Origin of the sequence: Immundisolibacter sp., assembly GCF_014359565.1 — a bacterium.
In the GTDB taxonomy this organism is placed as follows: domain Bacteria; phylum Pseudomonadota; class Gammaproteobacteria; order Immundisolibacterales; family Immundisolibacteraceae; genus Immundisolibacter.
Map to the genome: position 1 here is coordinate 384,024 of NZ_JACIZD010000001.1, position 25,701 is coordinate 409,724.

General features: G+C 68.0%; 26 protein-coding genes. 22 read left to right on the forward strand and 4 right to left on the reverse strand.

Going from position 1 to position 25,701, the window contains the following annotated elements; all coding sequences use genetic code 11:
* The 9 genes from H5U26_RS01865 to modC all read left to right on the forward strand — a co-directional run bounded on the left by H5U26_RS01865 (position 1) and on the right by modC (position 10,888).
* Complete coding sequence (locus H5U26_RS01865; RefSeq protein ID WP_290616073.1) at positions 1 to 1,548, forward strand: Ppx/GppA phosphatase family protein; 1,548 nt, start codon at positions 1 to 3, stop codon at positions 1,546 to 1,548.
* A 4-nt stretch (positions 1,549 to 1,552) separates the two neighbouring features.
* The gene (locus H5U26_RS01870; RefSeq protein WP_290616075.1) at positions 1,553 to 1,918 is read left to right on the forward strand and encodes a LysR family transcriptional regulator; all 366 of its coding nucleotides are present in this window, start codon (positions 1,553 to 1,555) and stop codon (positions 1,916 to 1,918) included.
* A gap of 227 nt (positions 1,919 to 2,145) precedes the next feature.
* Positions 2,146 to 4,113: an AsmA family protein gene (locus H5U26_RS01875; RefSeq protein ID WP_290616077.1), complete on the forward strand. Its 1,968-nt coding sequence runs from the start codon at positions 2,146 to 2,148 to the stop codon at positions 4,111 to 4,113.
* Between the two features lie 131 nt (positions 4,114 to 4,244).
* A complete protein-coding gene (locus H5U26_RS01880; RefSeq protein WP_290616079.1) occupies positions 4,245 to 5,750 on the forward strand; it encodes an aldehyde dehydrogenase family protein in 1,506 nt (501 codons plus the stop codon).
* Positions 5,751 to 6,080: 330 nt separating this feature from the next.
* Complete coding sequence (locus H5U26_RS01885) at positions 6,081 to 6,887, forward strand: TOBE domain-containing protein (protein WP_290616081.1); 807 nt, start codon at positions 6,081 to 6,083, stop codon at positions 6,885 to 6,887.
* A gap of 57 nt (positions 6,888 to 6,944) precedes the next feature.
* Entirely contained in the window at positions 6,945 to 8,285 is a 1,341-nt protein-coding gene (locus H5U26_RS01890; RefSeq protein WP_290616083.1) for an OprO/OprP family phosphate-selective porin, read from the forward strand.
* A gap of 36 nt (positions 8,286 to 8,321) precedes the next feature.
* On the forward strand, positions 8,322 to 9,089 hold the full coding sequence (modA, locus tag H5U26_RS01895; RefSeq protein ID WP_290616085.1) for a molybdate ABC transporter substrate-binding protein: 768 nt from the start codon (positions 8,322 to 8,324) through the stop codon (positions 9,087 to 9,089).
* Between the two features lie 3 nt (positions 9,090 to 9,092).
* Positions 9,093 to 9,767, forward strand: coding sequence for a molybdate ABC transporter permease subunit (modB, locus tag H5U26_RS01900; RefSeq protein WP_290616087.1), 675 nt, complete (start codon positions 9,093 to 9,095; stop codon positions 9,765 to 9,767).
* The gene (gene modC / locus H5U26_RS01905; RefSeq protein ID WP_290616089.1) at positions 9,764 to 10,888 is read left to right on the forward strand and encodes a molybdenum ABC transporter ATP-binding protein; all 1,125 of its coding nucleotides are present in this window, start codon (positions 9,764 to 9,766) and stop codon (positions 10,886 to 10,888) included. Before modB ends, modC begins: the two co-directional genes overlap by 4 nt.
* An 8-nt stretch (positions 10,889 to 10,896) precedes the next feature.
* On the opposite strand, the gene H5U26_RS01910 is transcribed toward modC, so the two are convergent.
* Positions 10,897 to 12,429 carry a sigma-54 dependent transcriptional regulator gene (locus H5U26_RS01910; RefSeq protein WP_290616091.1) on the reverse strand — a complete coding sequence of 511 codons (1,533 nt, stop codon included), beginning with the start codon at positions 12,427 to 12,429 and terminating at the stop codon, positions 10,897 to 10,899.
* Positions 12,430 to 12,938: 509 nt separating this feature from the next.
* Here H5U26_RS01910 and H5U26_RS01915 point away from each other — a divergent pair.
* From H5U26_RS01915 to H5U26_RS01950, 8 genes are all read left to right on the forward strand, one after another.
* Positions 12,939 to 13,157: a molybdopterin-binding protein gene (locus H5U26_RS01915; protein WP_290616094.1), complete on the forward strand. Its 219-nt coding sequence runs from the start codon at positions 12,939 to 12,941 to the stop codon at positions 13,155 to 13,157.
* 108 nt (positions 13,158 to 13,265) lie between these two features.
* Positions 13,266 to 14,051 (forward strand): class II glutamine amidotransferase, encoded by a 786-nt coding sequence (locus H5U26_RS01920; RefSeq protein WP_366055858.1) that lies wholly within the window; start codon positions 13,266 to 13,268, stop codon positions 14,049 to 14,051.
* A gap of 293 nt (positions 14,052 to 14,344) precedes the next feature.
* On the forward strand, positions 14,345 to 14,518 hold the full coding sequence (locus H5U26_RS01925; RefSeq protein ID WP_290616098.1) for a YezD family protein: 174 nt from the start codon (positions 14,345 to 14,347) through the stop codon (positions 14,516 to 14,518).
* Between the two features lie 137 nt (positions 14,519 to 14,655).
* Entirely contained in the window at positions 14,656 to 16,005 is a 1,350-nt protein-coding gene (locus H5U26_RS01930) for an OprO/OprP family phosphate-selective porin (RefSeq protein WP_290616100.1), read from the forward strand.
* Between the two features lie 39 nt (positions 16,006 to 16,044).
* On the forward strand, positions 16,045 to 17,142 hold the full coding sequence (locus H5U26_RS01935) for a sulfate ABC transporter substrate-binding protein (RefSeq protein ID WP_290616102.1): 1,098 nt from the start codon (positions 16,045 to 16,047) through the stop codon (positions 17,140 to 17,142).
* A 114-nt stretch (positions 17,143 to 17,256) separates the two neighbouring features.
* Entirely contained in the window at positions 17,257 to 18,093 is an 837-nt protein-coding gene (gene cysT, locus H5U26_RS01940) for a sulfate ABC transporter permease subunit CysT (RefSeq protein ID WP_290616104.1), read from the forward strand.
* 3 nt (positions 18,094 to 18,096) lie between these two features.
* Positions 18,097 to 18,975: a sulfate ABC transporter permease subunit CysW gene (gene cysW, locus H5U26_RS01945; RefSeq protein ID WP_290616106.1), complete on the forward strand. Its 879-nt coding sequence runs from the start codon at positions 18,097 to 18,099 to the stop codon at positions 18,973 to 18,975.
* Entirely contained in the window at positions 18,972 to 20,084 is a 1,113-nt protein-coding gene (locus H5U26_RS01950) for a sulfate ABC transporter ATP-binding protein (protein ID WP_290616108.1), read from the forward strand. Before cysW ends, H5U26_RS01950 begins: the two co-directional genes overlap by 4 nt.
* Positions 20,085 to 20,115: 31 nt before the next feature.
* On the opposite strand, the gene H5U26_RS01955 is transcribed toward H5U26_RS01950, so the two are convergent.
* Genes H5U26_RS01955 through H5U26_RS01965 form a run of 3 tightly spaced genes read right to left on the reverse strand, consistent with a single transcriptional unit; the run spans position 20,116 to position 22,798 of the window.
* On the reverse strand, positions 20,116 to 21,171 hold the full coding sequence (locus H5U26_RS01955; RefSeq protein WP_290616110.1) for a PA0069 family radical SAM protein: 1,056 nt from the start codon (positions 21,169 to 21,171) through the stop codon (positions 20,116 to 20,118).
* Entirely contained in the window at positions 21,168 to 22,409 is a 1,242-nt protein-coding gene (locus H5U26_RS01960; RefSeq protein WP_290616112.1) for a multifunctional CCA addition/repair protein, read from the reverse strand. The genes H5U26_RS01955 and H5U26_RS01960 overlap by 4 nt, the downstream gene beginning before the upstream one ends.
* Positions 22,406 to 22,798, reverse strand: a complete 393-nt coding sequence (locus tag H5U26_RS01965; RefSeq protein WP_290616114.1) for a gamma-glutamylcyclotransferase family protein — start codon at positions 22,796 to 22,798, stop codon at positions 22,406 to 22,408. The genes H5U26_RS01960 and H5U26_RS01965 overlap by 4 nt, the downstream gene beginning before the upstream one ends.
* Positions 22,799 to 23,028: 230 nt before the next feature.
* Between H5U26_RS01965 and H5U26_RS01970 the strand changes: the two genes are divergently transcribed.
* From H5U26_RS01970 to H5U26_RS01990, 5 genes are all read left to right on the forward strand, one after another.
* The gene (locus H5U26_RS01970; protein WP_290616116.1) at positions 23,029 to 23,199 is read left to right on the forward strand and encodes a hypothetical protein; all 171 of its coding nucleotides are present in this window, start codon (positions 23,029 to 23,031) and stop codon (positions 23,197 to 23,199) included.
* A gap of 363 nt (positions 23,200 to 23,562) precedes the next feature.
* Positions 23,563 to 24,258, forward strand: a complete 696-nt coding sequence (locus H5U26_RS01975; protein ID WP_290616118.1) for a hypothetical protein — start codon at positions 23,563 to 23,565, stop codon at positions 24,256 to 24,258.
* Positions 24,255 to 24,881 (forward strand): DUF488 domain-containing protein, encoded by a 627-nt coding sequence (locus H5U26_RS01980; RefSeq protein ID WP_290616120.1) that lies wholly within the window; start codon positions 24,255 to 24,257, stop codon positions 24,879 to 24,881. The genes H5U26_RS01975 and H5U26_RS01980 overlap by 4 nt, the downstream gene beginning before the upstream one ends.
* Positions 24,878 to 25,315 (forward strand): DUF488 domain-containing protein, encoded by a 438-nt coding sequence (locus tag H5U26_RS01985; RefSeq protein ID WP_290616122.1) that lies wholly within the window; start codon positions 24,878 to 24,880, stop codon positions 25,313 to 25,315. The genes H5U26_RS01980 and H5U26_RS01985 overlap by 4 nt, the downstream gene beginning before the upstream one ends.
* Positions 25,316 to 25,424: 109 nt before the next feature.
* Entirely contained in the window at positions 25,425 to 25,664 is a 240-nt protein-coding gene (locus tag H5U26_RS01990) for a hypothetical protein (RefSeq protein ID WP_290616124.1), read from the forward strand.
* Positions 25,665 to 25,701 lie beyond the last annotated feature (37 nt).

A 25,701-nucleotide genomic window follows, 5' to 3' on the forward strand; every position in this document is an offset into this window, starting at 1 on the left:
ATGAATACGCCTGCCATGGCCATTACGCCGCCCGCGCAAGCTCCGGCACTCGTCGCCGCGTTCGACACCATCGCCGCGGTCGATCTGGGCTCGAACAGCTTCCACCTGATGGTGGCGCGCGTCACGGGCAGCGAACTGCAGGTGATCGACCGCCTGCGCGAGCCGATACGCCTGGGCGCGGGCCTGGATGGGGACGGCAATCTGACGCCGGCGATCTGCGCCGATGCGCTGGCCTGCCTGCGCCGCTTCGGCGAGCGCCTGCGCCGGCTGCCGGCAGGCGCGGTGCGCGCGGTGGGCACCAATGCCCTGCGCCTGGCCGCCAACAGCGAGCGCTTTCTGGCCGAGGCGCAGCGGGCGCTGGGACATCCGATCGAGGTCGTCTCGGGCGTCGAGGAGGCGCGGCTGATTTACCTGGGCGTCGCCCACAGCATTCCGGACGACGGGCGTCAGCAGCTGGTGATCGACATCGGCGGCGGCAGCACCGAGATGATCATCGGCCGCCATTACCAGCCGTTGCGGCTGGAGAGTCTGTACCTGGGCTGCGTGTCGCACAGCCAGCGGTTCTTCGGTGACGGGCGCATTACCGCCGCCCGCCTGCGCGACGCCGAACTGGCGGCTCTGGTCGAGCTCGAACCGATCATTTCCGACTACCGTGCGCTGGGCTGGGAGCGGGCCATCGGCGCCTCCGGCAGCATGGTGGCGGTGGCCGATGCGCTGCGCGTGGCCGGCCTGGCCAATGGTGGTATCACCGCGTCCGGGCTGCGGCAGCTGCGCAAGCGCGTGCTCAAACTCGGCCGCGTGGAGAAGCTGTCGCAGCTGCAGGTGCGGGCCGATCGGCTGCCGGTGTTCATGGGCGGGCTGGCCATCGTGACGGCGCTGTTCGAGGGGCTGGGCCTCGCGCAGCTTGAAATCTCCGACGGTGCGTTGCGCCAGGGTCTGCTCTACGACCAGCTCGGCCGCATCCACAATGCCGACATCCGTGATCTCACCGTGGCGCAGCTGGCGCGCCGTTACCACGTGGACGGCGCGCACGCCCGGCGCGTGGCGCGCACCCTGCAGCGCTGCCTGGGCATGGTCGGCGCGGCCTGGGAGCTGACCGATCCGCACCACGCACGCCTGCTGACCTGGGCCGCGCAGCTGCACGAAATCGGCCTCGACGTGGCCCATGCCCAGTACCACAAGCACGGCGCCTATATCCTGGAGCATGCCGACCTGGCCGGTTTCTCGCGCCAGGAACAGCACCAGCTGGCACTGCTGGTGCGCGTGCACCGGCGCAAGTTCGCGCTCACGGAATTCGCCACGCTGGCCGACGACACGCGCCGGTCCCTGACCCGCCAGGCGGTCCTGCTGCGGCTGGTGGTGGCGCTGCATCGCAGCCGCGCGGCGCTGCGCCTGCCCCGGTTCACGCTGCATGCGGCGGGCAACACGCTGACCATCGACTTCCCGCCCGGTTGGCTGGAGCGCCATCCGCTGACCGGCGCCGACCTGGCGCAGGAGGCGCAGTTCCTGGCCGCAGCCGGTTTCACGCTGCGGGTCGAAGGAGGCTGAGGGCGTGGCGGATGCCGGTGTGCCGCGCCTGCGTCTGCGGCTCGATCTGGCCGCTGGCATATCGTTCGGTCCGGGCAAGGCCGCGTTGCTGCAGGGCATCGCCGAGACCGGCTCGATCGCTGCCGCCGGGCGACGTATCGGCATGAGCTACAAACGCGCCTGGCAGTTGGTGGATGGCCTCAACCGCGATTTTGCCGCCGCACTGGTGAGCACGAGCCGCGGCGGCGCCCATGGCGGCGGTGCGGCACTGACGCCGCTGGGCGCGGAGGTGCTGGCCGCCTACAGGGCCCTGGAGGCGCAGGCCTCGGCCGGTTTGCACGATGGCCTGGTCCGCCTCGCGGACAGGCTCGCGCCCTGTGACTCTGGTTGAACCGGATCACGATGACGCCAAAAGGCCGATGAGCTGCGCCTCCTGGGTCGCGGTTGACCGGAACGCAACGAAACACGGGTGCCGTCTGGGCTATCGCCGGCTTGCCACCGACCAGCGCCAGCAAAGCATTCGCCTGCATCCCTGGCTGCACAAGCCTGTAAGGCGCGGTGCAATGCCCCCCGGCTGACGGAGTCCAATGCCATGCAGCCGGGGTATCGGAGCTGGACATGGCGCGCACGCTACGCTGGACAGGGGGAGTGTTGTTGGCAATCGCCGCGGTTGTGGCGCTTGCCGTGGGTGCACTGCAGATACTCGGCTGGAACGTCTTGCGAGGGCCGATTGCCACGGTGGTCACGGCCCGCACCGGGCGGCCGTTCGCGATACATGGCGATCTGGACGTGGACCTGGGCCTTACGCTGCGCGTGACTGCCCGTGACCTGGAGCTGGGCAATCCGCCGTGGGTCGATCCGAAGCGTCCGATGTTGCGCATGCGGGAGCTCGACCTGAGCCTGCGGCTGCCGCAGCTTCTGCGCGGGCGCGTGGTGTTGCCTCGCCTGATGCTCGACCAGCCGCAGGTGGCGCTGCTGCGCCGTGCTGATGGCAAGACCAGCTGGCAGCTTGGCAGTGAGGAGGGCGGCGACGGTAACAATCCGCCGCGCATCCGCGAGCTGGTGATCCGCGACGGCCAGGTGGAGCTGGAAGATGCGATCCGCGGCCTGAACCTGCAGGCCGCCGTAAGCTCTTCCAACCGCCTCGACGCGCCGCTGGGGCAGCAACTTCGGGTAACTGCCGAAGGGCGATACAACGGCCAGCCGTTCCGCCTGACAGCGCGCGGTGGCTCGCTGTTTGCGCTGGCCGAACGCGGCACACGCTACCCCGTGGCCCTGGATGTGCGCGCCGGCGATACCCGCATCACGCTCAAGGGCTCCGTCGGCACGGACGCCGCGCAAACCCTGGATGCCCGCCTCACGGTGAGCGGTCCTGACACCGCGGAGTTATACGGATTGCTCGGTGTGGTCCTGCCCAATTCGCCGCCGTATTCGGTTAGCGGCCAACTGCGCCATGCGGGCAATGCAGTTCGCTTCGATGACCTCAGCGGGAAGATCGGCGACAGCGACCTGGCGGGCAGCATGCGTTTCGACACCGGCGGGCCGCGGGTGCGCATGACGGCGGACCTGCGCTCCCAGCGGCTCGATTTCGACGATCTCGGCTCCTTGCTGGGCGCGCCGCCCGCCACGGGCAATGGCGAGACCGCATCGCTCGAGCAGAAGGTCCAGGCGACGCAGCTTGCACAGGAAGGACGCTTGCTTCCCGATGCGCCGTTGCACGCCGATCGGCTGCGCGCGATGGACGCCGACGTGCGCTACCTCGCCGCGAGCGTCGATGCGCGCACCGTGCCGCTCAAGGACGTGCGCGTGGAGGTGCAGCTGAAGGATGGCGTGCTGCGCCTGTCGCCGGCGAGTTTCAGCTTTCCACAGGGTAACCTGGAGCTGTGGCTGACCCTGGACGGTACGCGGGATCCGGCCGCCACCGATCTTGACGTGCGGCTCAGCAAGGTGCTCATGGACCAGCTGACGCCCCAGATCGATGGTGTTCCCGCGCTCGCCGGCACACTCGACGGCCGGGCCAGTATGGCCGGACGCGGCAACTCGGTCCGCGATTTCGCAGCCCATGCCAATGGACGCATGGGGCTCGCCATGAACGGGGGGCGCATGAGCCACCTGGCCGTGGAGCTGGTCGGCCTGGACGTGGCGGAGGCACTGGGCGTGTTGATCGGGAAGGACAAGCCGGTCGACATTCGCTGCGCCGCCGGGGCACTGGCATTGCAGGACGGGCAGCTGCGCATCAAAAGCATGCTGATCGATACGGAAGACTCGCTGGTCATCGCCGGGGGTGGGGTCGATCTGGCCACGGAACGCCTTGATCTGAAGCTGCAGACGCACTCGAAAGATGCAAGCCTGCTGTCCGGCCAGACGCCAGTGACGCTGAGCGGTCCGCTGCGGCGGCCGGCAGTGGGCATCGAGTCCAAAGGCCTCGCGGCGCGTGGTGCGGCGGCCTTGGCGCTGGGGGCGGTGCTGACACCGGTGGCTGCCATGCTGGCGTTCATCGACCCGGGGCTGGCACAGGACAGCGATTGCGCGGCCCGCTTGCGTGAGGCAGGCGCAGCTGCCGCAGACGCGCCCCCAGTGCGCTGACGGGTGCTGCGTTCGTTGTACCGCACGCGTCCGAACGTTATAGTTGGTAGGAAATAACGATAAGTATTGCAGAGCTGCTCGCCGGCAACTCCCGTTGAAAACCATTCCTCAGTTCGAGTCAGGATGTCCAGATGAACAAACCCTTGGAACAGTCGCACCCTACCGGGCTTTACCAGGCCCAGTACGGGCATTTCATCGGCGGCGAGTGGGTGGAGGGCGACAGCGGCAAGACCATCGACCTGCTCAATCCGGCCACCGGTCAGCGCCTGTCGCGCATTCAGGCCGGCAATGCCGTGGATGTCGAGCGGGCGGTGCAGGCCGCCGCCAGCGCATTCACCACCTGGGGCCACAGCACGCCGGGTCAGCGCCAGGAACTGCTGCTCGAGCTGGCCCGGCGCCTGAAGGCGCGGATGCAGGATTTCGCCCTGCTCGAGACGCTCAACAACGGCAAGCCGATTCGCGAGGCGCTGCATTTCGACCTGCCGACCACCATCAGTCAGTTCGAACTGTTCGCCGGCGCGGCCTTCCACCTGCATGGTCAGTCGCTGGATTACCCGGATGCGATCGGCATCGTGCACCGCGAACCCTACGGCGTGGTCGCGCAGATCATCCCCTGGAACGTACCGCTGGTGATGATGGCGACCAAGATTGCCCCCGCGCTGGCGGCCGGCAACACGATCGTGCTCAAGCCGGCCGAGACGGTCTGCCTGTCGGTGCTGGAGTTCTTCCGCGAAGTGGCCGACGTGCTGCCACCGGGCGTGGTGAACGTGGTCACCGGCTACGGTGCCGACGTTGGCGAGGCGCTGGTTTCCCATCCGCTGGTGCGCAAGGTGGCCTTCACCGGTTCCATCGCCACCGCCCGCCGCATCATGGGCTATGCCGCCACCAACGTGATTCCGCAGACCCTGGAACTGGGCGGCAAGTCGGCGCACATCGTGTGTGACGACGCCGACATCGACGCCGCGGTGGAAGCGGCGGCCCTGTCGACCATCTTCAACAAGGGCGAGGTCTGCATCGCCGGCACGCGCCTGATGCTGCACGAGCGCATCCGCGACGAGTTCCTGGAAAAACTGGCCCGCACGCTGGACACCGTCAAGCAGGGCGACCCCACCGATCCGGCCACGCAGATCGGGGCTCAGGCCTCCGTGATGCAGCGCGACAAGGTGCTGTCCTACATCGACATCGGCATGCAGGAAGGTGCCAAGGTGTACCGTGGCGGCAAGCGCGCCAGCGGCCCGGGGCTGGATGAGGGCAACTTCATCGAGCCGACCATCCTGGTCGACGTCGACAACAGCATGCGCGTCGCCCAGGAGGAAATCTTCGGCCCGGTCACCTGCGCCATTACCTGGAAGGACGACGACGAGGTGTTGCGCCTGGCCAACGACAGCAGCTACGGGCTGGCCGGCGGTCTGTGGACGCGCAACCTGACCCGCGCGCATCGCATCTCGCGTGCCATGCAGACCGGCACCGTCTGGGTGAACCGCTACTTCAACCTCAAGCCCGGCATGCCGCTGGGCGGCTACAAGCAAAGCGGCTTCGGGCGGGAGTTCTGTTTCGACATCCTGAACCACTACACGCTGACCAAGAGCGTGGTGATCAACCTGGAGGAAGGGCCGCTGGGTCTGTTCCAGGGCTGACGACGAATCTGGCCCGGCCGCGTTGCGGCCGGGCCTTTTTTTGGCCATTCGTTATAGTCGTTGGTACTCAACGCGACGCCCGGCGCAGATCCGGCAACGCCGGACATTTCGCCTCAAGACTTCGCCACAAACGGAATGTCGCGTCTGCCACAAACCGTACAGCGGCAGGCATCAAGACGCCCGTTGAATCCAAGAATGATTAATACAACCAACGGAAAAATATAGTTTTTATATATTTTCCCCTGAGTTGGCCCGGATTTTGATGAATGCACGTCGAGGTTGCTTCGCCACCCGTTATGCATACCGATGCAAAACGCATCCGGAGGACACATGACCCCGCAAGCGCGCTGGGAAGTCAAAGGCTCGGTCGAACTCGGCCCCGACGGCCAAGGCCCGCTGGAGGATCGGCGCATCCGGCTGCTGGAGCGGATCGGCGCCACCGGCTCCATCAGTCAAGCGGCCAAGGCCATGGGCATGAGCTACCGCGCCGCCTGGAACGCCGTCGATGCGCTGCGCAACCTGGCCGGCGAAGCCCTGCTGGTGACGCAAAGCGGCGGCAGTGCCGGCGGCGGCACCCGATTGACCCCGGCCGGTGAACGGCTGGTGCGCACCCACCGGCTGGTTCACGAACACCAGCGACGCTTCCTGATCGGGCTGCAGGCGCAGCTCGAACAGGCAGACACCTATCAACTCATCAGGAGATTGGCCGTGAAAACCAGCGCCCGCAACCAGTTCTTCGGCACCGTGACCGGCATCCGCGTCGGTTCGGTAAACGCCGAGGTGACGATCACCCTGAACGAGCACGACCGTCTGGTCGCCATGATCACCATGGAGAGCCTGTCGGAACTCCAGCTCGCGCCCGGCAGCGAGGTCTGGGCGCTGGTGAAGGCACCCTCGGTGCTGCTGACCACGCCGGATCCGCACATCAAGCTGTCGGCCCGCAACCGGCTGTGCGGCACGGTGTCGCGCATCACCCGCGGCAGCGTCAATGCCGACGTGGTGATCGACCTGCCGGGCGGCACTGCGGTCAGCGCCATCATCACCAACGACAGCCTGGACAGCCTGGGATTGCGCGAAGGCGATCCGGCCTGCGCGGTGTTCAAGGCCGGCAGCGTGATCCTGGGCGTCAATGCCTGAGCGGCTGCCGCGGTGGTCCGCCACCTGATTTAAAGCACAACGCACAGGGAGAACTCCATGCTTCGCAGAGCAATTACGGTCGCCATCTGTACCGGTTTGGCCCTGGACACCGCATACGCCGCCGACACGCCGCCGGCCGACCTTGCGGCCATGCAACGGCGCCTGGACCAACTCGAAAGCCTGGTCGGGAAGCTCCAGTCCGAACTGGACGCGGAGCGCACCGCGCGCCAGCGCGTCGAGGCCGACACCTGGATACGGCCGGTCACCGACGGCAAGAGCCTCAAGCTGCAGTCGCCGAGTGGCGATTTTTCGTTCCAGGCCGGCGGTCGGCTGGACGTCGATTACGCCCACTACAACGCCGACAAACAGCCGCTGGGCGATGGCACGGATTTTCGGCGGGCACGGATGTACGTCCGCGGCACGCTGGCGCGCGATTTCGATTACCTGTTCGAGTACGAGTTCGCCGACAACAACAGCAGCAACACCCGTACCCGCGGCATTACCGATGCCTGGCTGCGCTACAAGGGCTTTGCGCCGGCGCTGCTGACGGTCGGCAATTTCAAGGAGCCGTTCGGCATGGAACAGCTCACCAGCGACAACACCACGCTGTTTCTCGAACGCGGCGTCAACGACATCCTGACCCCGGGGCGTGCGGTCGGGGCCGAGCTGCGCACGGCCGGCACCCAATGGAGCCTGGCCGGCGGCGTGTTCGGCGAAAAGCCCGAAGGCGATGTGTCGAACGAAGGTGACGAGGGCTGGGAAGTCGCGGCGCGCGCCACCTTCGCGCCGCTGCTGACACCGAACGCTGTCATTCACCTGGGCGCAGCCGTGCGCCGCGACGATCCGAACGACTCCACCAACGCGCTGCGCTGGCGCACCAAGCCGGAGTCCAACATCACCAGCGTGCAGCTGGTCGATACCGGTGTCCTGGCCAACACCAACAGCTTTCTTGCCGGCGGCGCCGAGCTGGCGGGCATGTGGGGACCGGTCACGCTGCAGTCCGAATACATGCGCATGTCGCTGGACCGCAAAGGAGCTGCGACCGATCCGGACTTCTCGGGCTGGTACGTGCAGACCGCCTGGTTGCTGACCGGCGAGCGCCGGCCCTACAAGGTGGCCGAAGGTGTGTTCGACCGCGTGCAGCCCCTGGGCAGCGTCGGGCTGGGCGGCATCGGCGCCTGGGAACTGGCGGCGCGCCTGAGCGAAGTCGATCTGAGCGACAGGGGCGTGGTCGGTGGGCGCGAGCGCAACCTGACGCTGGCCATCAACTGGTACCTGACCTCCAACATCCGCCTGATGCTGAACCACATCGACGTGCTGACGCTGGACAGACCCGGCAACCCGGCCAACGGCGACGAGCCCTCCGTCTGGGGCGCACGCCTGCACGTGGATTTCTGAAGCCTGTTCAGTCGCCCTGCCGCAAGGAGAATCGTCATGAAGAATCGTTTTGTTAACCGAGTCCTGGCGCTTGCAACCGCGTTGCTGCTGGTCGCGCCAGCGTCCCGCGCGCAGGAGGTGGTGGCCGCCGTCGCCGCCAACTTCGCCGCCGCCATGGCGCGCATCGAGCCGGCCTTCGAGCAGGCCAGCGGCCACCAGCTGACCGTGGTGCTGGGCTCGTCCGGCAAGCTGGTGACGCAGATTCAGCAGGGCGCGCCCTTCGACGTGCTGCTGTCCGCCGATGTCGAGCGCCCGGACGTGCTGGCGAAAAGCGGCCTGGGCGTGCCGGCCTCGCGCTTCACCTACGCCATCGGCCGGCTGGCGCTGTGGAGCCCGGACCCGCAGGCCATCGGTGCCGATGGCGTGGCCTACTTGCGCGCCGGCAGCTTTCGCCATCTGGCCATCGCCAATCCGGCCGTCGCGCCTTATGGCGCCGCGGCCCAGCAGGTGCTCGAAAAACTGGGTTTGTGGGCGGCTGTGCAGGACAAGGTCGTGCGCGGCGAGGACATCGGGCAGGTCTATTCGATGGTCGCCAGCGGCGCCGCCGAGGCCGGCTTCGTCGCCTTGTCCGCCGTCATTGCCGGCCCCAAGCCGGGCAGCCACTGGACGGTGCCGCAGGAGATGTACCCGCCGCTGAAGCAGGACGCCATCCTGGTCACGCGTGCCCGCGCCAATCCGGCGGCGCAGGCCTTCCTCGATTACCTGAAAACCCCGGCCAGCCGCGACGTGATTCAATCCCTGGGCTATGACCTGCCCGCCCCCTGAAGCATGACGGTCGATCTGGGCCCGGTCTGGCTCTCGCTGCGCCTGGCCGGCGTCACGGTGGCGCTGCTGCTGCTGGTCGGCACGCCGCTGGCCTGGTGGCTGGCGCATACGCGCACGCGCGCCAAACCGCTGATCGAGGCGCTTACCGCGCTGCCGCTGGTGCTGCCGCCGACGGTGATCGGCTTCTACCTGCTGGTGCTGTTCGCGCCGGCCGGCGTGCTGGGCGAACCCTGGCTGCGCCTGACCGGGCAGACGCTGACCTTTTCCTTCAGCGGCCTGGTGCTGGCCTCGATGATCTACTCGCTGCCGTTCGTGGTGCAGCCATTGCAGGGCGCCTTCGAGGCGGTCGGACGCGGTCCGCTGGAAGCCGCGGCCACGCTGGGTGCCGGGCCGCTGGATGCGTTCTTCACCGTGGCCAGTCCGCTCGCGCTGCGCGGCTATGTAACCGCCACCGTGCTCGGCTTCGCGCACACGCTGGGCGAGTTCGGCGTGGTGCTGATGGTCGGCGGCAACATCCCCGGCCGCACGCGGGTGATCTCGATCGCCATCTACGAACAGGTGGAAACCCTGCAGTACGCGCAGGCGCATGTCCTGGCCGGTGGACTGCTGGTGTTCTCGTTTGCAGTGCTGGTGCTGGTCTATGCGCTGAACCGCCGCTTTCCGGTGCATGCCGCGTGAGCGTGCTGGCCTTCGACCTGGCGGTGGACCACGGCGCGTTTGCGCTGCGCGCCTGCGAGACGCTGCCGCTGGCCGGCATCACCGCCGTGATGGGTGCCTCCGGCAGCGGCAAGAGCACCTTGCTGCGGGCGCTGGCAGGGCTGGATGCGGCGGCGCGCGGGCGCGTGCAGCTCGGCGGCACGGTGGTGCAGGACGACGCCGGCGGCGTGCGCCTGCCGCCGCACCGGCGCGGCATAGGCTACGTGTTCCAGGACGCGCGGCTGTTCGCGCACCTTCGCGTGGCCGGCAATCTGCGCTACGCGCTCCAGCGGGCGCGGCCGGGCGCCGATGCGCCGGGTTTCGATGAGGTCGTCGCCGCGCTCGATCTGGCGCCGCTGCTCGGTCGCCGCGTGGCCGGCCTGTCCGGCGGCGAGCGCCATCGTGTGGCCATCGCCCGGGCGCTACTGGCCAATCCGCGCCTGCTGCTGCTGGACGAACCCTTGGCCGCGCTGGATCTGAAGCGCAAGGCGGAGCTGCTGCCCTACATCCACCACTTGCCGGGGCGCTTCGGCATTCCGCTGATCTACGTCTCCCACGCGGTGGAGGAAGTCGCCCAGCTCGCCGATGAGGTACTGATCCTGACCGCCGGCCGGGTGGTGGCCCGCGGCGAAGCGCATGCGGTGCTGGAACAGCCGCAGGCCGAGGCCGTGTCCGGCCATTTCGAGGCCGGCGTGCTGCTGCACGCGCACGTGCTCGGCCAGGCGCCGGACTACGCCCTGACCGAGGTGGAGGTGGGCGGCCAGCGGTTGTGGTTGCCGCACATCGACGACGCGCCCGGCGCGCCGGTGCGCCTGCGGGTGCGCGCCCGCGACGTGGCGATCGCCCTGCAGCGCGTCGAAGGCGTGAGCATCCGCAACCAGTTGCAGGCCACCGTGCTGCGCATCGACGCCGAGCCGGTCAGCGCCTATGCCGAGCTGCTGCTGGCCCTGGATGGCGCCGATGACAGCGGCCCACACCTGCGCGCCCGCATCACCCGCGAGGCGGTGGCGGCGCTGGGTCTGGTGGTGGGCCAGCCGGTGTGGGCGCTGATCAAGGGGGTTTCCTTCGATCGGCGGGAGCTGGTTGCCAGCCAGTCCGGCTGAGAGCCTGCTCAGTCGTCAGCTGGCCGATGCTGCGCGGGAACCACGCCGAGCTTGCGCATGCGCGCCCGCAGCGTGTGCGGGTTGATGGCCAGCAGCCGGGCGGCGCCGCGGCGGCCCTCTACCCGCCCCTGCGTGCGCGCCAGGGCGGCGCGAATGTGCGCCGCCATGGCTTCGTCGAGGGTCGGAAACTCGCCGGCGCTGGAGCCGACTGCCGCCGCAGTACTGGGCAAGGCCGGCGCAGCCATGCCAAGCGCTGCGGCGCAATCGAGCCGATCGCCGCTGCCCAGCAGCGCGGCGCGCTCGATTACGGTGGCCAGCTCGCGCACGTTGCCCGGCCACGGGTAATCAGCCAGCCGTGCCAGTTCGCGCGCGTCCGGCAGTCGCGGCGGCAGGCCCAGTTTCAGGCATGCCCGCCGCGCAAAGTGATGCGCCAGTTCCGGGATGTCGTCGCGTCGTTCGCGCAGCGGCGGAATGCGGATCGGGAACACCGCCAGGCGGTACCACAGGTCTTCACGAAAGGCGCCCTGCGCCACCATGGCCGGCAGGTCGCGGTGGGTGGCGGCGACGATGCGCACGTCCACCTGCAGCGTCTGCTCGCCACCGACACGCTGCAAGCCGCCGTCCTGCAGCACCCGCAGCAGGCGCACCTGGGCCGACAGCGGCAGTTCGCCGACCTCGTCCAGAAACAGCGTGCCGCCGTCGGCACGCTCGAACCAGCCGCGGCGCTGGCCAATGGCGCCGGTGAAGCTGCCCTTCTCGTGGCCGAACAGCTCGGAGTCCACCAGTTCCGGCGCCAGCGCCCCGCAGTTGACGCGCACGAACGGCCCGCCGGCGCGGCGCGAGCGTTCGTGGATGGCGCGTGCGACCACTTCCTTGCCGGAGCCGGTCTCGCCCAGCAGCAGCACCGAGCTGTCCGAACGCGCCACCTGCGCCACGCGCTGCATCACCGTATGCAGACCCCGGTCGGCGCCGACGATGGTGTCGGCCACCGCATCGCGACCGAGTCGGGTCAGCAGCAGCTGGCGTTCTTCTTCCGCTATCGCCCGCTGTTGATCCAGTTCGTGCAAGCGCACATCGCGCGCCAGTACGGCGGTCAGCGGTTCCAGCAGGGTGGCGAATTGCCGCCGGTGGCCCGCCTCGAAGCCGCCCGGGCGGGGCGTCAGCACGGCAAGCCCGAGCAACGGACCACCGTCGTGCAGCAGTCCCACCAGCAAGGCTTTGCCAACAGGCGCCGACAGCGCAGCGAGCGCCTCCGGCCGGGCTGATTCGTCGGTCAGATGGAGCACCGGGCTGCGCTTCATTTCACCGCTCAGCGCCTTGAATGCCGTCGGCGTGACTTGCCAGTGGCGCCCGGCCAGCGAGGCCGTGTCGGCGGCGGTCTCGAACCGCCGGGCAGCGGCATCGCAGCGAATCAGTTCCAGGCGTGCGTGTGGCAGCGCCGTTGCAAGCCGCGCGGAAATGGCCTTTACCGTCGCGGCCAGATCGGCGCCGTGTCCGACCTCGTGCCAGAGCGCGAGCAGCAGGTCGGTGTCGGTCGTCATGCGTGATTCCGTCATGTAACTGGCTGTAAGGAACTAAAAATCGATCTTTCGCGGCGGCTCGCGCGCCCGCCGCGCAGGCGGTGGCTGCGGGGCGGGCCTGCTGCCTGGGCGGCGCCGCGGGCTTGCGCACATATCGGCAACAGTTGACGGCAGGCCGTGAAATGATACAGCTGTAATGGCCATATGTGCTCGAAGGAGCCAGAAAAAGCCTGGGATGGATTTCAACCCTCTGTAGTGATTGAAAAAAGTCAAAACAAAAAGATGGCGCGGTAATTGCTAATTCGCCTTGATGGGCGTTGCCGAGCTTGTGCGCCCGCTGGCGCCGGTCAAGCTTGGCCGTCCGCTGCGCCCGCCTTCGTCGGCTGCGTCGAGGGGGCGACCGTCAGGCGCGCTTCATCGGCCGGCCGCACTCGAGGGCCGGTTCGGGCGGGGCTTTTGGCGGCGCGTACTTTTCAATCGTGCCGGCGGCGGGGCGTGTTCCCGCTGCCGGGCTAGAAGGAGATTTGGCAATGGGTGTGCAGGCAATCAACGCGCGCAATCAGTTCCGGGGCAAGGTCAAGGAGATCATCCGCGGTGATGTGGTGAGCGAAGTCGACGTCGAGACGCCGGCGGGTATCGTGACTTCGGTGATCACGACGCGCTCGGTGGACGAGCTGGGTCTGAAGCCCGGCTCGACGGTCATCGCGCTGGTCAAATCGACCGAAGTGATGATCGCCACGCTGGTGTGATGCCCTCACGGCGCCACGCCGGCAATCGCGCGCAAGTTCGGTCGCAAGGCTCTGCACCCTCAGGTTTCGCGGTCCGCGCAGGAGTGGCCAATGTGCCAGTTGCTTGGAATGAACAGCTACAAGCCGGCGTCGCTGCAATTCGCACTGCAGGGCTTCATGCGGCGCGGCGGTGACACCGACCACCATGCCGACGGCTGGGGCATTGCCCACTTCGAGGGCGGGCAATGCCAGCTCACGGTGGACGTGGCGCCGGCGGCGTTCTCCCCGCTGGCGCAAGCCGTGGCGCGCCGAAACATCAAGGTGCGCAACGTGATCGTTCACGTGCGGCGCGCGACGCAGGGCAGCGTGGCATACGAGAACTGCCACCCGTTCGTGCGCGAGCTGTGGGGCCAGACCTGGGCTTTCGCTCATAACGGCGACCTGCGCGATCTGCCGCAAACATCGGCCATGCACTATCGGCCGCAAGGCCAGACCGACAGCGAACGCGCCTTGTGCCTGCTGCTGGACGGCCTGCGCGAGCGCTTTGGCGAGCAGCCGCCCTCGCTGGCGCGCCTGCAGGCCGAGGTGCAGCGACTTTCCGCCCGGATCGGCGCGCATGGCGCCTTCAACTACCTGCTGTCCAACGGCGAGCTGCTGTTCGCGCATGGCTCGACGGATCTGTTCCAGCTGTGCCGGGAAGCGCCGTTCGGGGCGGCCCGGCTCGTCGATTGCGATCTGAGTGTGGACTTTGCGCGCCTGAATCACTTGGATGACCGCATCGCGATCGTCGCCACCCAACCGCTCACGGTGGACGAGGACTGGCGGGCCATTCCGCCGGGCGAGCTGCGCCTGTTCATCGGCGGGCGCGAGGTGAGCGATGCGGCGCCCGAGCGCGAGTTCGCTTTCGCTTGCTGAAGTCTTGAGCCTTGCACGCGTCGTGGCCGGTAGGGCCTGGCCGGCTGGCGACGCGGGGCAACCCATGAAGGGATGCACCGTGCCTGGCACTGTTAATTTCCGTGATATTTGACGGAATGCCACTGCATATCACCAGTTAACAGCATATAAGCTGGAAAAAGAATGGCCGATACCAGCGGCCTAATATCGTCAACTAATTGTTATTGAATAAATAACAATTTAATCAGTGTCGATGGCATGGGCGTTGCTATTGGCTACAGCCAAATGTCGCATCGCCGATCCTGGATTTAGCCATGACCCAGCCCTTGTCGCCTGACGCGCTGCCGAATGAAACCCTGCGCCGGGTAATTGAAGCGCTGCGCGGGCTGCGCTATGGCGCGGTGGAAATCACCGTCCACGACGGCCGCGTGGTGCAGATCGAGCGCACCGAGAAACTGCGCCTGTCCTCATCCGGCGAGCAGTGTTGACCGTGACTCGCCATCCCGAACGGGTCTGACCCGTTCCGGCCAGCGCACGCGCGCAGCCGGTCTTCTCGCAAAAGCAATCACGCACGACCGACCGGGCTACCGGAGGCTTCAAGTGAAAAAATCCGGAGCACTTTTCCATGAAAGCCTTTATGCACGCCCTGCCGATGCTGGGCGGCTTGGCCGTCCTGTGGGCGGCGCCGGTCGCCACGCAGGCGGCCGCTGACGTGAATACCAGCCTTGAACAGCGCGTCGAGCAGCTCGACCAGGAGCTGCGCGTGCTGCGCCGGCAACTCGAGATCGACCATGAAGCGCGTGACGCGCAGGCGCTGGCCGACCAGCAGAAGGGCATCAAGGTCACGCACAACGGGCGCAGCGTGAAGCTGGCGTCTTACGACAATGCCTTCGTGTTCCAGCCGATCGGCCGGGTCCAGGTGGATTACGCGCATTACGACGCGGACAAGCAGCAACTGGGCGACGGCACCGCCATCCGCCGGGCGCGCCTGGGCGCGCAGGGCACGGTGTTTCGTGTCTGGGATTACAAGGTCGAGTACGAGTTCTCGGACAGCAAGGCCAACCCGGCCGCCAGCGGCATTCGCGACGCCTACATCAGCTACACCGGATTCAAGCCGGTGTTGCTCACGGTCGGCAACTTCAAGGAGCCGTTCAGCTTCGAGCAGGTCAGCAGCGACAGCGCGCTGACCTTCCTGGAGCGCTCGCTGATCGACGTGTTTGCGCCGTCGCGGCACATTGGCGCCGCGGTGCAGACCTCCGGCGCCAACTGGAGCGTGGCCGGCGGTCTGTTCGGCGAGCGGCCCCAGGACGATGCCGCAAGCGAAGGCGACGAGGGCACCGACATCACCGGTCGCGCCACCTGGGCGCCGTTCTGGGACAACGGGCAGGTGCTGCATGTGGGCGCCGCGCTGCGTCGCCACGACCCGAACGATTCGACCAATGCCCTGCGCTTTGCCAGCCGACCGGAGACCAACATCACCGATGCGCAACTGGTCGACACCGGCGTGCTGACCGGTACCGATCACATCGACAGCTATGGCCTGGAAGCCGCCGGCGAATGGGGGCCGTGGTCGCTGCAAAGCGAGTACATCGGCACCAAGGTGAATCGCAAATCGGCCAGTGACGTCGATCTGAACGGCTGGTACGTGCTGACCAGCTGGTTCATCACCGGCGAGAGCCGTCCCTACAAGGTGAGCGAGGGCGTGTTCGACCGCGTCACGCCTCTGGGCGTGGTTGGCCAGGGCGGCATCGGCGCCTGGGAGCTGGCACTGCGCCTGTCGCAGCTGGACCTGAACGACGGCGCGCTGGTCGGCGGCAAGGAACGCAACCTCACCGTGGGCCTCAACTGGCACCTGACGCCCAGCATCAAGCTGCAGGCCAATTACATCAAGGTGCTGGAAGTTGACCGCCCTGGCAGACCCACCGACGGTGACGAGCCGAGCGCCTACACCGTGCGCGCCCAGGTCGATTTCTGACCCGCGCCGTCTCACTCAGCCTCACTCAGGAGTTCAGTCATGACCTTTGAAACCTATTTCTGGGAACTGGAGCAAAGCCGGCCCGATTTCGAGCCGGAACCGCCCCCACAGCGCAAGCCGGCCGGCGGCAGCGCCATCCTGGTCGCCCTCGTGCTCGGCCTGCTGGTGCTGCTGGGGGGCGTTGGCGCCGCGCTGGCCGCCGACCGCACGCTGCTGAACGTCTCCTACGACCCGACGCGCGAGCTGTACGTCGACTTCAACGCCGCCTTCGCCAAGCACTGGAAGGACCAGACCGGCGAGACGGTCACCATCAACCAGTCGCACGGCGGTTCCGGCAAGCAGGCGCGGGCGGTGATCGACGGCCTGGCCGCGGACGTGGTGACCTTTGCTCTGGCCTACGACGTGGATGCGCTGCGCGTCAACGGCGGGCTGATTCCCGCCGGCTGGATCAACCGCCTGCCCAACAACAGCGCGCCGTATACGTCCACCATCGTGCTGCTGGTGCGCAAGGGCAATCCCAAGGGCATTCACGACTGGGACGACGTGGTGCGCGACGGCGTGTCGGTGATCACGCCAAACCCCAAGACCTCCGGCGGCGCCCGCTGGAACTACCTGGCGGCGTGGGAGTTCGCCAAGCGCAAGTACGGCAGCGACGACAAGGCGCGCGAGTTCGTGACCAAGCTGTATCGCAACGTGCCGGTGCTGGATTCGGGCGCCCGCGGCTCGACCACCACCTTCGTGCAGCGCGGCATCGGCGACGTGTTCCTGTCCTGGGAAAACGAGGCCTACCTGGCGCAGAAGGAACTCGGGCCGGACCAGTTCGAGATCGTCTACCCGTCGCTGTCGGTGCTGGCCGAAGCGTCGGTAGCGGTGGTGGACCGGGTGGTGGACCGGCGCAAGACGCGCGATCTGGCCGAGGCGTACCTGCAGTACCTCTACAGCCCCGAGGGCCAGGACATCGCCGGCCGGCACTTCTACCGGCCGCGTGATCCGGCGGCGCTGGCCAAGTACGCGAGCACCTTCAAGCCGATCCCGCTGTTCACGGTGGACGAGGCCTTCGGCGGCTGGGACAAGGCGCAGGCCACGCATTTCGCCGACGGCGGCATCTTCGACCAGATCTACGCCGCCGGGCGCTGATCCCCTCCGGCACGGAACCTGGCGGGGCCCGGCCCCGGCGCGTGGGAGTTCCTCCACTCCATTCCGCGCCGGGGCCGGGCCCCCACCGGGCCGACCGAAACAGGAACCACTCGAATGCTTTCCCAGATTCGCTCGCGCAGCGTGCTACCCGGCTTCGGGCTCACGCTCGGTTTCACCGTTCTTTACCTCAGCCTGATCGTGCTGATTCCGCTCTCGGCCACCTTTCTGAAGGCCGCGCAGCTCGGCTGGGAGGGCATCTGGCAGGCGGTCAGCAGCCCGCGCGTGCTGGCCTCGTATCGCCTGACCTTCGGTGCGTCCCTGTTCGCGGCCACCATCAATCTGGTGTTCGGCCTGCTGGTGGCATGGGTGCTGGTGCGCTACCGCTTTCCCGGCCGGCGGCTGGTGGATGCGCTGGTGGACCTGCCGTTTGCCTTGCCCACGGCGGTGGCCGGCATCGCGCTGACGGCGCTGTACGCGCCCAATGGTTGGCTGGGCGCGCTGCTGGTGCCGCTGGGCGTGAAGGTGGCCTTCACGCCGCTGGGCATCGTGGTGGCGCTGATATTCATCGGCCTGCCGTTCGTGGTGCGCACGGTGCAGCCGGTGCTTGAGGATGCCGAGGCGGAGCTTGAAGAAGCCGCGGCGAGTCTTGGCGCCGGCCGGCTGACCACGTTCCGGCGCGTGATCCTGCCGACCATCTGGCCGGCGCTGCTGACCGGCTTCACGCTGGCCTTCGCCCGGGCGCTGGGCGAGTACGGGTCGGTGATCTTCATCGCCGGCAATCTGCCGTTCGTGTCCGAGATCACGCCGCTGCTGATCATCACCAAGCTTGAGCAATACGACTACGCCGGCGCCACGGCCATTGCCGCCTCGATGCTGACGCTGTCGTTCCTGCTGCTGCTGCCGATCAACCTGCTGCAGGCCTGGAGCCGGCGGCGCACCGGTGGAGTCTGACGCATGGCCCGGCACAACCCCGCTTTGCTGGAACCGCTGTGGCTGCGCGTGGGCCTCACGCTGCTCGCGTTGGCGTTCCTGGTGGCGTTCCTGCTGCTGCCACTGGCGGCAGTGCTCACCGAGGCGCTGCGCCAGGGGCCAGCGGCCTACTTCGCCGCGCTCAGCGAACCGGACGCACGTTCCGCCATGCGCCTGACGCTGATCGCGGCTGCCATCGCCGTGCCGCTGAACCTGGTGTTCGGCCTGGCGGCGTCGTGGGCCATCGCCAAGTTCGAGTTCCCCGGCAAGAGCCTGCTGATCACCTTGATCGACCTGCCGTTCGCCGTCTCGCCGGTGATCGCCGGCCTGATCTACGTGCTGCTGTTCGGCGCCCACGGCTGGCTCGGACCGTGGCTGATTGAGCACGACGTGCAGATCGTGTTTGCCGTGCCGGGCATCGTGCTGGCGACGATTTTCGTCACCTTCCCGTTCGTCGCCCGCGAGCTGATCCCGCTCATGCAGGCGCAGGGCTCGGACCAGGAAGAGGCGGCGCTCACGCTGGGCGCCGGCGGCTGGCGGGTGTTCTGCAAGGTGACGCTGCCGAACGTGAAGTGGGGCCTGCTGTACGGCGTGATCCTGTGCAACGCCCGGGCGATGGGCGAGTTCGGTGCGGTCTCGGTGGTGTCCGGTCACGTCCGTGGCCAGACCAACACGCTGCCGCTGCATGTCGAGATCCTCTACAACGAATACAACTTCGTTGCTGCTTTTGCCTGCGCCTCGCTGCTGGCCCTGCTGGCACTGGTCACGCTGGGCATCAAGACCCTGGTGGAGTGGCGTACCAGTGAAGCCCAGGACGCGCCGATTCCAGACAGTGCCCCCCTCCCGCACGGACAAACCGCATGAGCATCGTGATCGATCAGGTCAGCAAGCGCTTTGGCACCTTCCAGGCGCTCGACGACCTCAGCCTGCACATCCCCACCGGCGAGCTGGTGGCGCTGCTGGGCCCGTCCGGCTGCGGCAAGACCACGCTGCTGCGCATCATCGCCGGCCTCGAACAGGCCGACGCCGGGCGCATCGAGTTCCACGGCGAGGACGCCACCGGCCGCCACGTGCGCGAGCGCGGGGTCGGCTTCGTGTTCCAGCACTACGCGCTGTTCCGGCACATGACGGTGTTCGAGAACGTCGCCTTTGGCCTGAAGGCCCGGCCGCGCAAGCTGCGCCCGCCGGCGGCCGAGATCGCCCAGCGCGTGCAGCGGCTGCTGGAACTGGTGCAGCTCGGCTACGCCGCGGCGCGCTATCCGCACCAGCTTTCAGGCGGCCAGCGCCAGCGGGTAGCGCTGGCGCGGGCGCTGGCCATCGAGCCGCGGGTGCTGCTGCTGGACGAACCGTTTGGCGCGCTCGACGCCAACGTGCGCAAGGAACTGCGCCGCTGGCTGCGCCGCCTGCACGAGGAACTGCACGTGACCAGCGTGTTCGTGACCCACGATCAGGAGGAAGCCATGGAAGTGGCCAGCCGCATCGTGGTCATGAACCGCGGCCGCATCGAGCAGGTCGGCACGCCGGACGAGGTCTACGAACAGCCGGCCACGCCCTTCGTGTCGAGCTTCCTGGGCAGCGTCAACCTGTTCCATGGCCGCCTGCACGACGGCTGGGCGCACATCGGCAACTGGCGCGCGCCGGCGCCGGAACACGCCACCGCCAGCGGAACTGCGGCCGCCTACCTGCGCCCGCACGAGATCGAGCTGTCCACCGACGAGGCCGGCGCGCTGGACGCAGCGGTGGTCTGCGGCGTGCGGGCCATGGGCGCGCTGGTGCGGATTGAACTGGAGCGCGGCGCCGATGCCGGCCTGGTGGAGGTGGAGCTGCCGCGCGAACGCTACGCGCAAAACCCCTACGCGATCGGCGAGCGGCTGTTCCTGCGCGCCCGCCGCGTGCGCCTGTTTGCCCAGGACCCGCACGGCGCCGCGGCCGGCACGGCAGTCGCCGCCGATCGCAGCCTGCCGCCGCCCTGACGGCAGCGCGCCGGCCACCCGAGCGTCAGACTCAAAACCCCAGGCCGAGCTGCCCGCCGGCGGGCGGGCGAAAGTGCTGCGTGGAAAGCGCCGGCGCCTGACCCAGGCCAAGGCGCCGGCTGGCCAGAGTGAAGCGCTGGGCGATCAGCTGTGCCTGCGGGCCGTGCCCGCGCTGGCGTTCGCCAAACTCGCTGCTGGCCAGTTCGCCGCGCCAGCTGGCGCGGATGGCGTTCATCACGTGGCCGGCGCGCAGCGGCTGGTGGTGCGTGAGCCAGTCCTCGAACAAAGCCGCCACCTCGCCCGGCAGGCGCACCAGGGCGAAGCCGGCAAAGCGCGCCCCGGCGCCGTGGGCGGCCTCCAGGATGCGTTCGAGTTCGTGGTCGGTCAGCGCCGGCACGATGGGCGACACCAGCACACCCACCGGCACGCCGGCCTGCGCCAGTCGAGCAATGGCATCCAGGCGCGCCTGCGGTGCCGCGGCGCGTGGCTCCAGCGTGCGGGCCATGTCGGCGTCCAGCGTGGTGACGGACAGGAACACGGTCGCCAGTTCCTGCCGTGCCAGCTCGGCCAGCAGGTCGATGTCCCGGCACACGCGCGCCGACTTGGTGACGATCGCCACCGGGTGGCGGCAGTCCAGCAGCAGTTCCAGCACGCTGCGGGTGATGCGCCAGTTGCGCTCGGCCGGCTGGTAGGGATCGGTGTTGGTGCCCATGGCCAGCACCTGGCAGCGGTAGCCGGGCTTGCGCAGGGCGTCGGCCAGCAGCTGCGCGGCACGCGGCTTGGCCAGGATGCGGGTCTCGAAATCGAGCCCCGGCGACAGGTCCAGATACGCGTGGCTGGGCCGGGCGAAGCAGTAGATGCAGCCGTGCTCGCAGCCGCGGTAGGGATTGAGCGACTGGTTGAACGGCAGGTCCGGCGAGTCGTTGCGGGTGATGACCGAGCGCGTGGCGTCCACGCTGACCACGGTGCGCGGGCCGGTTGCCGGTTCGTCGGCGGGATCGCTTACCCGCGCCTGGCGGGCGTAGCGCGGGGTGGGGTTCTGGCCGGTGCCGCGGCCCTTGGGCGGTGGCGAGGCGGGGTCGTTCACGCCGCCGCTTCCGCCACGGCCTTCTTGATCGCCTGCGTGCGGGCGGCGCGCAGCGCCTCGCGCATGGCCTCGCCGGTCAGGCCGCGCTGCACCAGGGCCGCCACGTCCACGCCGCGCGCGGCCTCGAAGGCCAGTTGCAGCCGCTGTGCCTGCGGGTAGGGCCGCTGCTCGAAGCCGCTGCGGCCGCGGTGATCCGCCTCGCAGGCCAGCAGGAACTGCGCGAAACGCTGCGGCCGGCGCAGGGCGTCGGTGCGTTCCAGCACCTCCAGCAGCGTGCCGGGGCGCAGCTCCAGCGCGCGGTGGGCGTTGCCGTGGTCGCGGGCCACGGCGATCGCCAGTTCCCGATAGGCCACCGGCACTTTCAGGCGCTCGCAGAGCGCTTTCACCAGCGCCACGCTGCGCCCCTCGTGGCCGTGATGAGTCGGCCACTGCTCCGGTGGCGTCGTGCCCTTGCCCAGATCGTGCATCAGGGCGGCGAAGCGCACCTGCGGGTCCGGGCCGAGGCGCGCGGCCTGTTCCAGCACCATCAGCACATGCACGCCGGTGTCGATTTCCGGGTGCGGCTCGGCCGGCTGCGGCACGCCAAATAGGCGGTCGAGCTCCGGCAGCACCCGTGCCAGCGCCCCGCAGTCGCGCAGCACGTCGATGAAGCGCTGCGGATCGGGCTCGCGCAGCGCCCGCTCGAACTCCTGCCACACCCGCTCCGGCACCAGGGCATCGACCTCGCCGGCCTCGACCATGCGCCGCATCAGGTCCGCCGTTTCGTCCGCCACCACGAAGCCCAGACGGTGAAAGCGCGCCGCAAAGCGCGCCACGCGCAGGATGCGCACCGGATCCTCGGCGAATGCCGGCGACACGTGCCGCAGCCGGCGGGCGGCCAGATCGGCCTGGCCGCCGAAAGGATCGATGATGTGCCCGTCCGCATCCTCGGCCATCGCGTTGATGGTCAAGTCGCGCCGCTGCAGGTCCTCCTCCAGCGTCACGTCCGGCGAGAAACTCACTGCAAAGCCGTGATAGCCGCGCCCGGTCTTGCGCTCGGTGCGCGCCAGGGCGTACTCCTCGCCGGTCTGCGGGTGCAGGAACACCGGAAAGTCGGCCCCCACCTGCTTGAAGCCGGCATCGATCAGATCCTGCGGCGTGGCGCCCACCACCACGTAGTCGCGGTCCTGCACCGGCAGGCCGAGCAGGCGGTCGCGCACCGCGCCGCCGACCAGGCAGGTTTGAAACGCCAGCTTCATCGACCCGGCCCGCGCCACATGCCCGTGCGGATGCGCCGCGCGCCGCGCAGCGGGCCGTTATGCCAGTACACCCAGGCGCTGAGCCGGCGACCGGCCAGGCGCACGGCCGCCGGCTCGCGCCGGTACTCGCCGCCGTGCGGTGCCTGTGGATCGCAATCCTCGTAACGGTCGAGCGCGGCCAGTACGCCCGGCCGCGTCAGGCGGTACAGCTCGCCTTGGATACGCTCGCCCGGTCGCCGACTCGGCAGGGCCGCCGGATAGCACCCGCAATCGTGCAGGCGCCCGGTGACCGAGGCCCGCCCCAGGCACACGGCCGCCGGGCGCAGGCGCGGGTGGGCGCGCTGGCCCCGGCGCAGGCTGCCGTATACGAACACAAGCGGCTTGAGCATGATCGCGCGGAAGTTTCGGTGGGTGGTGGTTATTATCAGCGCAGGTTACGCCCGGCCGGATTTGGCGCCGCGACATGCCGGGCGGCCCGTCCAGGCCTTCGCCGCCTTGCCGGCGACCTCAGCCCACCCGCAAAACAGGAACGGCCGACCGCGTTGCCGTCTACCGCGGTCCATCGCGCCCGCTGGTACGCCCGCTGTAAACCGATCAACGACAGGGAGTGCACGCGACTTTGGACCAGGCCACCCACAACAAGATCGTCTCCTTCATCTACCTGCTCTACGACTGCGCCTGCGGCACCGACAGCATGCTCACCACCGACGCGGGCAAGCGCGCGAGCAATCGCCCCTTGCGGGGCCGGGTTTCCCATCCCGAACTTCACACCGTCCACCGCTGGAACTGACTCATGGCCCGCACAGCAACTCCACGTCCGCCAGCAGCGCCAACCTCGGCTTCGAGGCCAAGCTGTGGGCCGCCGCCGACGCGCTGCGCAACAACATGGACGCGGCCGAGTACAAGCACGTCGCAAGGCCAAGCGATGGCGTTCTCGTGGATCGAGACGAGGGAAGTCCGCCCACCAAAGTTGCGTGCCTAGGCCGTACTCAACGCTTCCCAGCATCCAATATCCGAAAGCGTTCTGGACGCCTTACCGAACTACGATGTAATACCCGTTCTGGGGGTCGGCTCGCGAGCAGGTCCGCCAAGAGTTGGCCGCTTGACGTGAGCCGAGTGGGTATCCTGAATGGGCGAACAAGGAGACTCGACCATGCCTGTAGTCAAGCGCGTCGTGTGCCTTGCTAACTCGCGCAAGCTCAACGGCCGCTGCGTCGCCGGCATCGAGCTTTCCGCAGACAAACGCGTCGGCTGGATCCGGCCGGTCAGTGCGCGGGAGCACGAGGAGGTGTCGGAGTACGAGCGCCAGTACGCGGACGGCAGCGACCCGCGGCTGCTCGATCTCATGGACGTGCCCCTGATCACGCCGAAGCCCAAGGACTACCAACAGGAAAACTGGCTCCTGGATCCCGATCACTACTGGCAGCGCGTCGCGCGACTGAAGTGGAGTGACCTCGCCGCACTGGCAGACCCGGTTGGTCGGCTGTGGGTGGACGGGGACAGCACCTATAACGGGCTGAACGATCGCATCGACCTTGCTCAGGCCAGCGGTATCCGGAGTTCGTTGATCCTGATTCGCGTCGATCGCATGACCCTGTCTGTGTTCAAGCCGGGCGAGGCCTTTGGCAACCCCAAGCGGCGCGTGCAGGGTCGTTTCAAGCACGTCGGTGCGGACTATCACCTGTGGGTCACCGACCCGATCTACGAACGGGCATACCTCGCGAAACCGGATGGTGATTACCAGATCGGCGAGAGCTTCCTCACGGTGAGCCTGGGCGAGCCGCACAACGGCTGCTGCTACAAGCTCATCGCCGCCATCATGGAGCAAGCGGGAGGGCCGAAGCCATGACCATCCAGCAACCGATCGTCGTCTTCACCATCGGCCACTCGACGCACCCGCTGGACGCGTTGGTGTCCTTGCTCAACCAGCACGCCGTCACGGCGCTCGCCGACGTGCGCTCGGCGCCCTTCAGCCGTTTCAACCCGCAGTTCAACAAGGACGCACTGGCCCGCAATCTCAAGGCGCGCGGTATCAAGTACGTGTTTCTGGGGCGGGAGCTCGGGGCACGTTCTGACGACCCTTCCTGCTACGAGAGCGGGCGCGTTCAGTACGGACTGCTCGCCCGCACGGAGCTGTTCAAGCAAGGCGTCGGACGGGTGATAAATGGCGCCGGGGAGCACCGCATCGCCCTGATGTGTGCGGAGAAGGAGCCTTTGGAGTGCCATCGCACGCTGTTGGTGGCACGCGCTCTGGACGAACAGGGTGTCGAAGTCGCCCACATCCTCGGCGATGGGCGGCTGGAATCCCATCGTGCTGCGATGGAGCGACTGCTGGATGTCACGGGGTTGCCGCATGAGGACCTCTTTCGCTCGCGGTCGGACCTGATCGCGGAGGCGCTGGCACGGCAGGAGGAGAAGGTGGCGTACGTAGACGAGAGGCTGCTGGCCGAGACGGAGGGAGGAGCGGAATGAAGCTGTTCACCATTGGATTCACGAAGAAGTCCGCGCGCCGGTTCTTCGAGCTGCTTCGGTCTTCGGGCGCGAAGTGCGTCGTGGATGTGCGCCTCAACAACGTCTCCCAGTTGGCGGGCTTCGCCAAAAAGGACGACCTGGCCTACTTCGCCAAGGAAGTCTGTGGAATAGGCTACCTGCACCTGCCCGTACTAGCGCCTACGCAGGAGATGCTGGACCGCTACAAGAAGCAAGGCGGCAACTGGCAGGACTACGAGCGGCAGTTCCTCGATCTGATGCGGCAGCGCCGGATCGAGGAGACCATCTCGAAGGAAGCGGTCGCGGACGGGTGCCTGCTTTGCAGCGAAGACAAGCCCCATCACTGCCACCGCAGACTCGTGGCGGAGTACCTCAAGGATCGTTGGGGCGACGTGGACATCGTCCATCTAACGTAGGCGGCCTAAGCATTGAGCGCCTTCACCGATCCATCGTCGACGACGCTGCCCTCGCCTGGCTCGAAGCGCCGGGCTATCTGAAGCATCGCGGGCAGGCGCTACCGCGTCGATGAAGAAGGCGGCCAAACGCATCCGCGAAGACATCGCGCCGAAGGTCGCCGCCGACGCGGCCTACCAGAATGCGAAGCAGAACACCCCGCACACCGCGCGCATGGCGCACGACCAGGCGCTGCATAAGGCGATGCAGATCCTGCTCAAGGACGACACACAGGTTTACAAGCAGTACGTCGAGAACGAAGCGTTCCGGCGCCAGGTCAGCGACACGGTTTACGCGCTCACCAGCCGCTGAGCACGCGACAGCGGCAGCCGTCTCGGCTGTCCACTGC

Excerpts from the sequence above, each read along its gene's own strand:
- H5U26_RS01865 (WP_290616073.1), top strand. The coding sequence starts at position 1 with ATGAATACGCCTGCCATGGCCATTACGCCGCCCGCGCAAGCTCCGGCA.
- H5U26_RS01875 (WP_290616077.1), top strand. The coding sequence starts at position 2,146 with ATGGCGCGCACGCTACGCTGGACAGGGGGAGTGTTGTTGGCAATCGCC.
- H5U26_RS01880 (WP_290616079.1), top strand. The coding sequence starts at position 4,245 with ATGAACAAACCCTTGGAACAGTCGCACCCTACCGGGCTTTACCAGGCC.
- H5U26_RS01885 (WP_290616081.1), top strand. The coding sequence starts at position 6,081 with ATGACCCCGCAAGCGCGCTGGGAAGTCAAAGGCTCGGTCGAACTCGGC.
- H5U26_RS01890 (WP_290616083.1), top strand. The coding sequence starts at position 6,945 with ATGCTTCGCAGAGCAATTACGGTCGCCATCTGTACCGGTTTGGCCCTG.
- modA (WP_290616085.1), top strand. The coding sequence starts at position 8,322 with ATGAAGAATCGTTTTGTTAACCGAGTCCTGGCGCTTGCAACCGCGTTG.
- modB (WP_290616087.1), top strand. The coding sequence starts at position 9,093 with ATGACGGTCGATCTGGGCCCGGTCTGGCTCTCGCTGCGCCTGGCCGGC.
- H5U26_RS01910 (WP_290616091.1), bottom strand. The coding sequence starts at position 12,429 with ATGACGACCGACACCGACCTGCTGCTCGCGCTCTGGCACGAGGTCGGA.
- H5U26_RS01915 (WP_290616094.1), top strand. The coding sequence starts at position 12,939 with ATGGGTGTGCAGGCAATCAACGCGCGCAATCAGTTCCGGGGCAAGGTC.
- H5U26_RS01920 (WP_366055858.1), top strand. The coding sequence starts at position 13,266 with ATGAACAGCTACAAGCCGGCGTCGCTGCAATTCGCACTGCAGGGCTTC.
- H5U26_RS01925 (WP_290616098.1), top strand. The coding sequence starts at position 14,345 with ATGACCCAGCCCTTGTCGCCTGACGCGCTGCCGAATGAAACCCTGCGC.
- H5U26_RS01930 (WP_290616100.1), top strand. The coding sequence starts at position 14,656 with ATGAAAGCCTTTATGCACGCCCTGCCGATGCTGGGCGGCTTGGCCGTC.
- H5U26_RS01935 (WP_290616102.1), top strand. The coding sequence starts at position 16,045 with ATGACCTTTGAAACCTATTTCTGGGAACTGGAGCAAAGCCGGCCCGAT.
- cysT (WP_290616104.1), top strand. The coding sequence starts at position 17,257 with ATGCTTTCCCAGATTCGCTCGCGCAGCGTGCTACCCGGCTTCGGGCTC.
- cysW (WP_290616106.1), top strand. The coding sequence starts at position 18,097 with ATGGCCCGGCACAACCCCGCTTTGCTGGAACCGCTGTGGCTGCGCGTG.
- H5U26_RS01950 (WP_290616108.1), top strand. The coding sequence starts at position 18,972 with ATGAGCATCGTGATCGATCAGGTCAGCAAGCGCTTTGGCACCTTCCAG.
- H5U26_RS01960 (WP_290616112.1), bottom strand. The coding sequence starts at position 22,409 with ATGAAGCTGGCGTTTCAAACCTGCCTGGTCGGCGGCGCGGTGCGCGAC.
- H5U26_RS01965 (WP_290616114.1), bottom strand. The coding sequence starts at position 22,798 with ATGCTCAAGCCGCTTGTGTTCGTATACGGCAGCCTGCGCCGGGGCCAG.
- H5U26_RS01975 (WP_290616118.1), top strand. The coding sequence starts at position 23,563 with ATGCCTGTAGTCAAGCGCGTCGTGTGCCTTGCTAACTCGCGCAAGCTC.
- H5U26_RS01980 (WP_290616120.1), top strand. The coding sequence starts at position 24,255 with ATGACCATCCAGCAACCGATCGTCGTCTTCACCATCGGCCACTCGACG.
- H5U26_RS01985 (WP_290616122.1), top strand. The coding sequence starts at position 24,878 with ATGAAGCTGTTCACCATTGGATTCACGAAGAAGTCCGCGCGCCGGTTC.
- H5U26_RS01990 (WP_290616124.1), top strand. The coding sequence starts at position 25,425 with ATGAAGAAGGCGGCCAAACGCATCCGCGAAGACATCGCGCCGAAGGTC.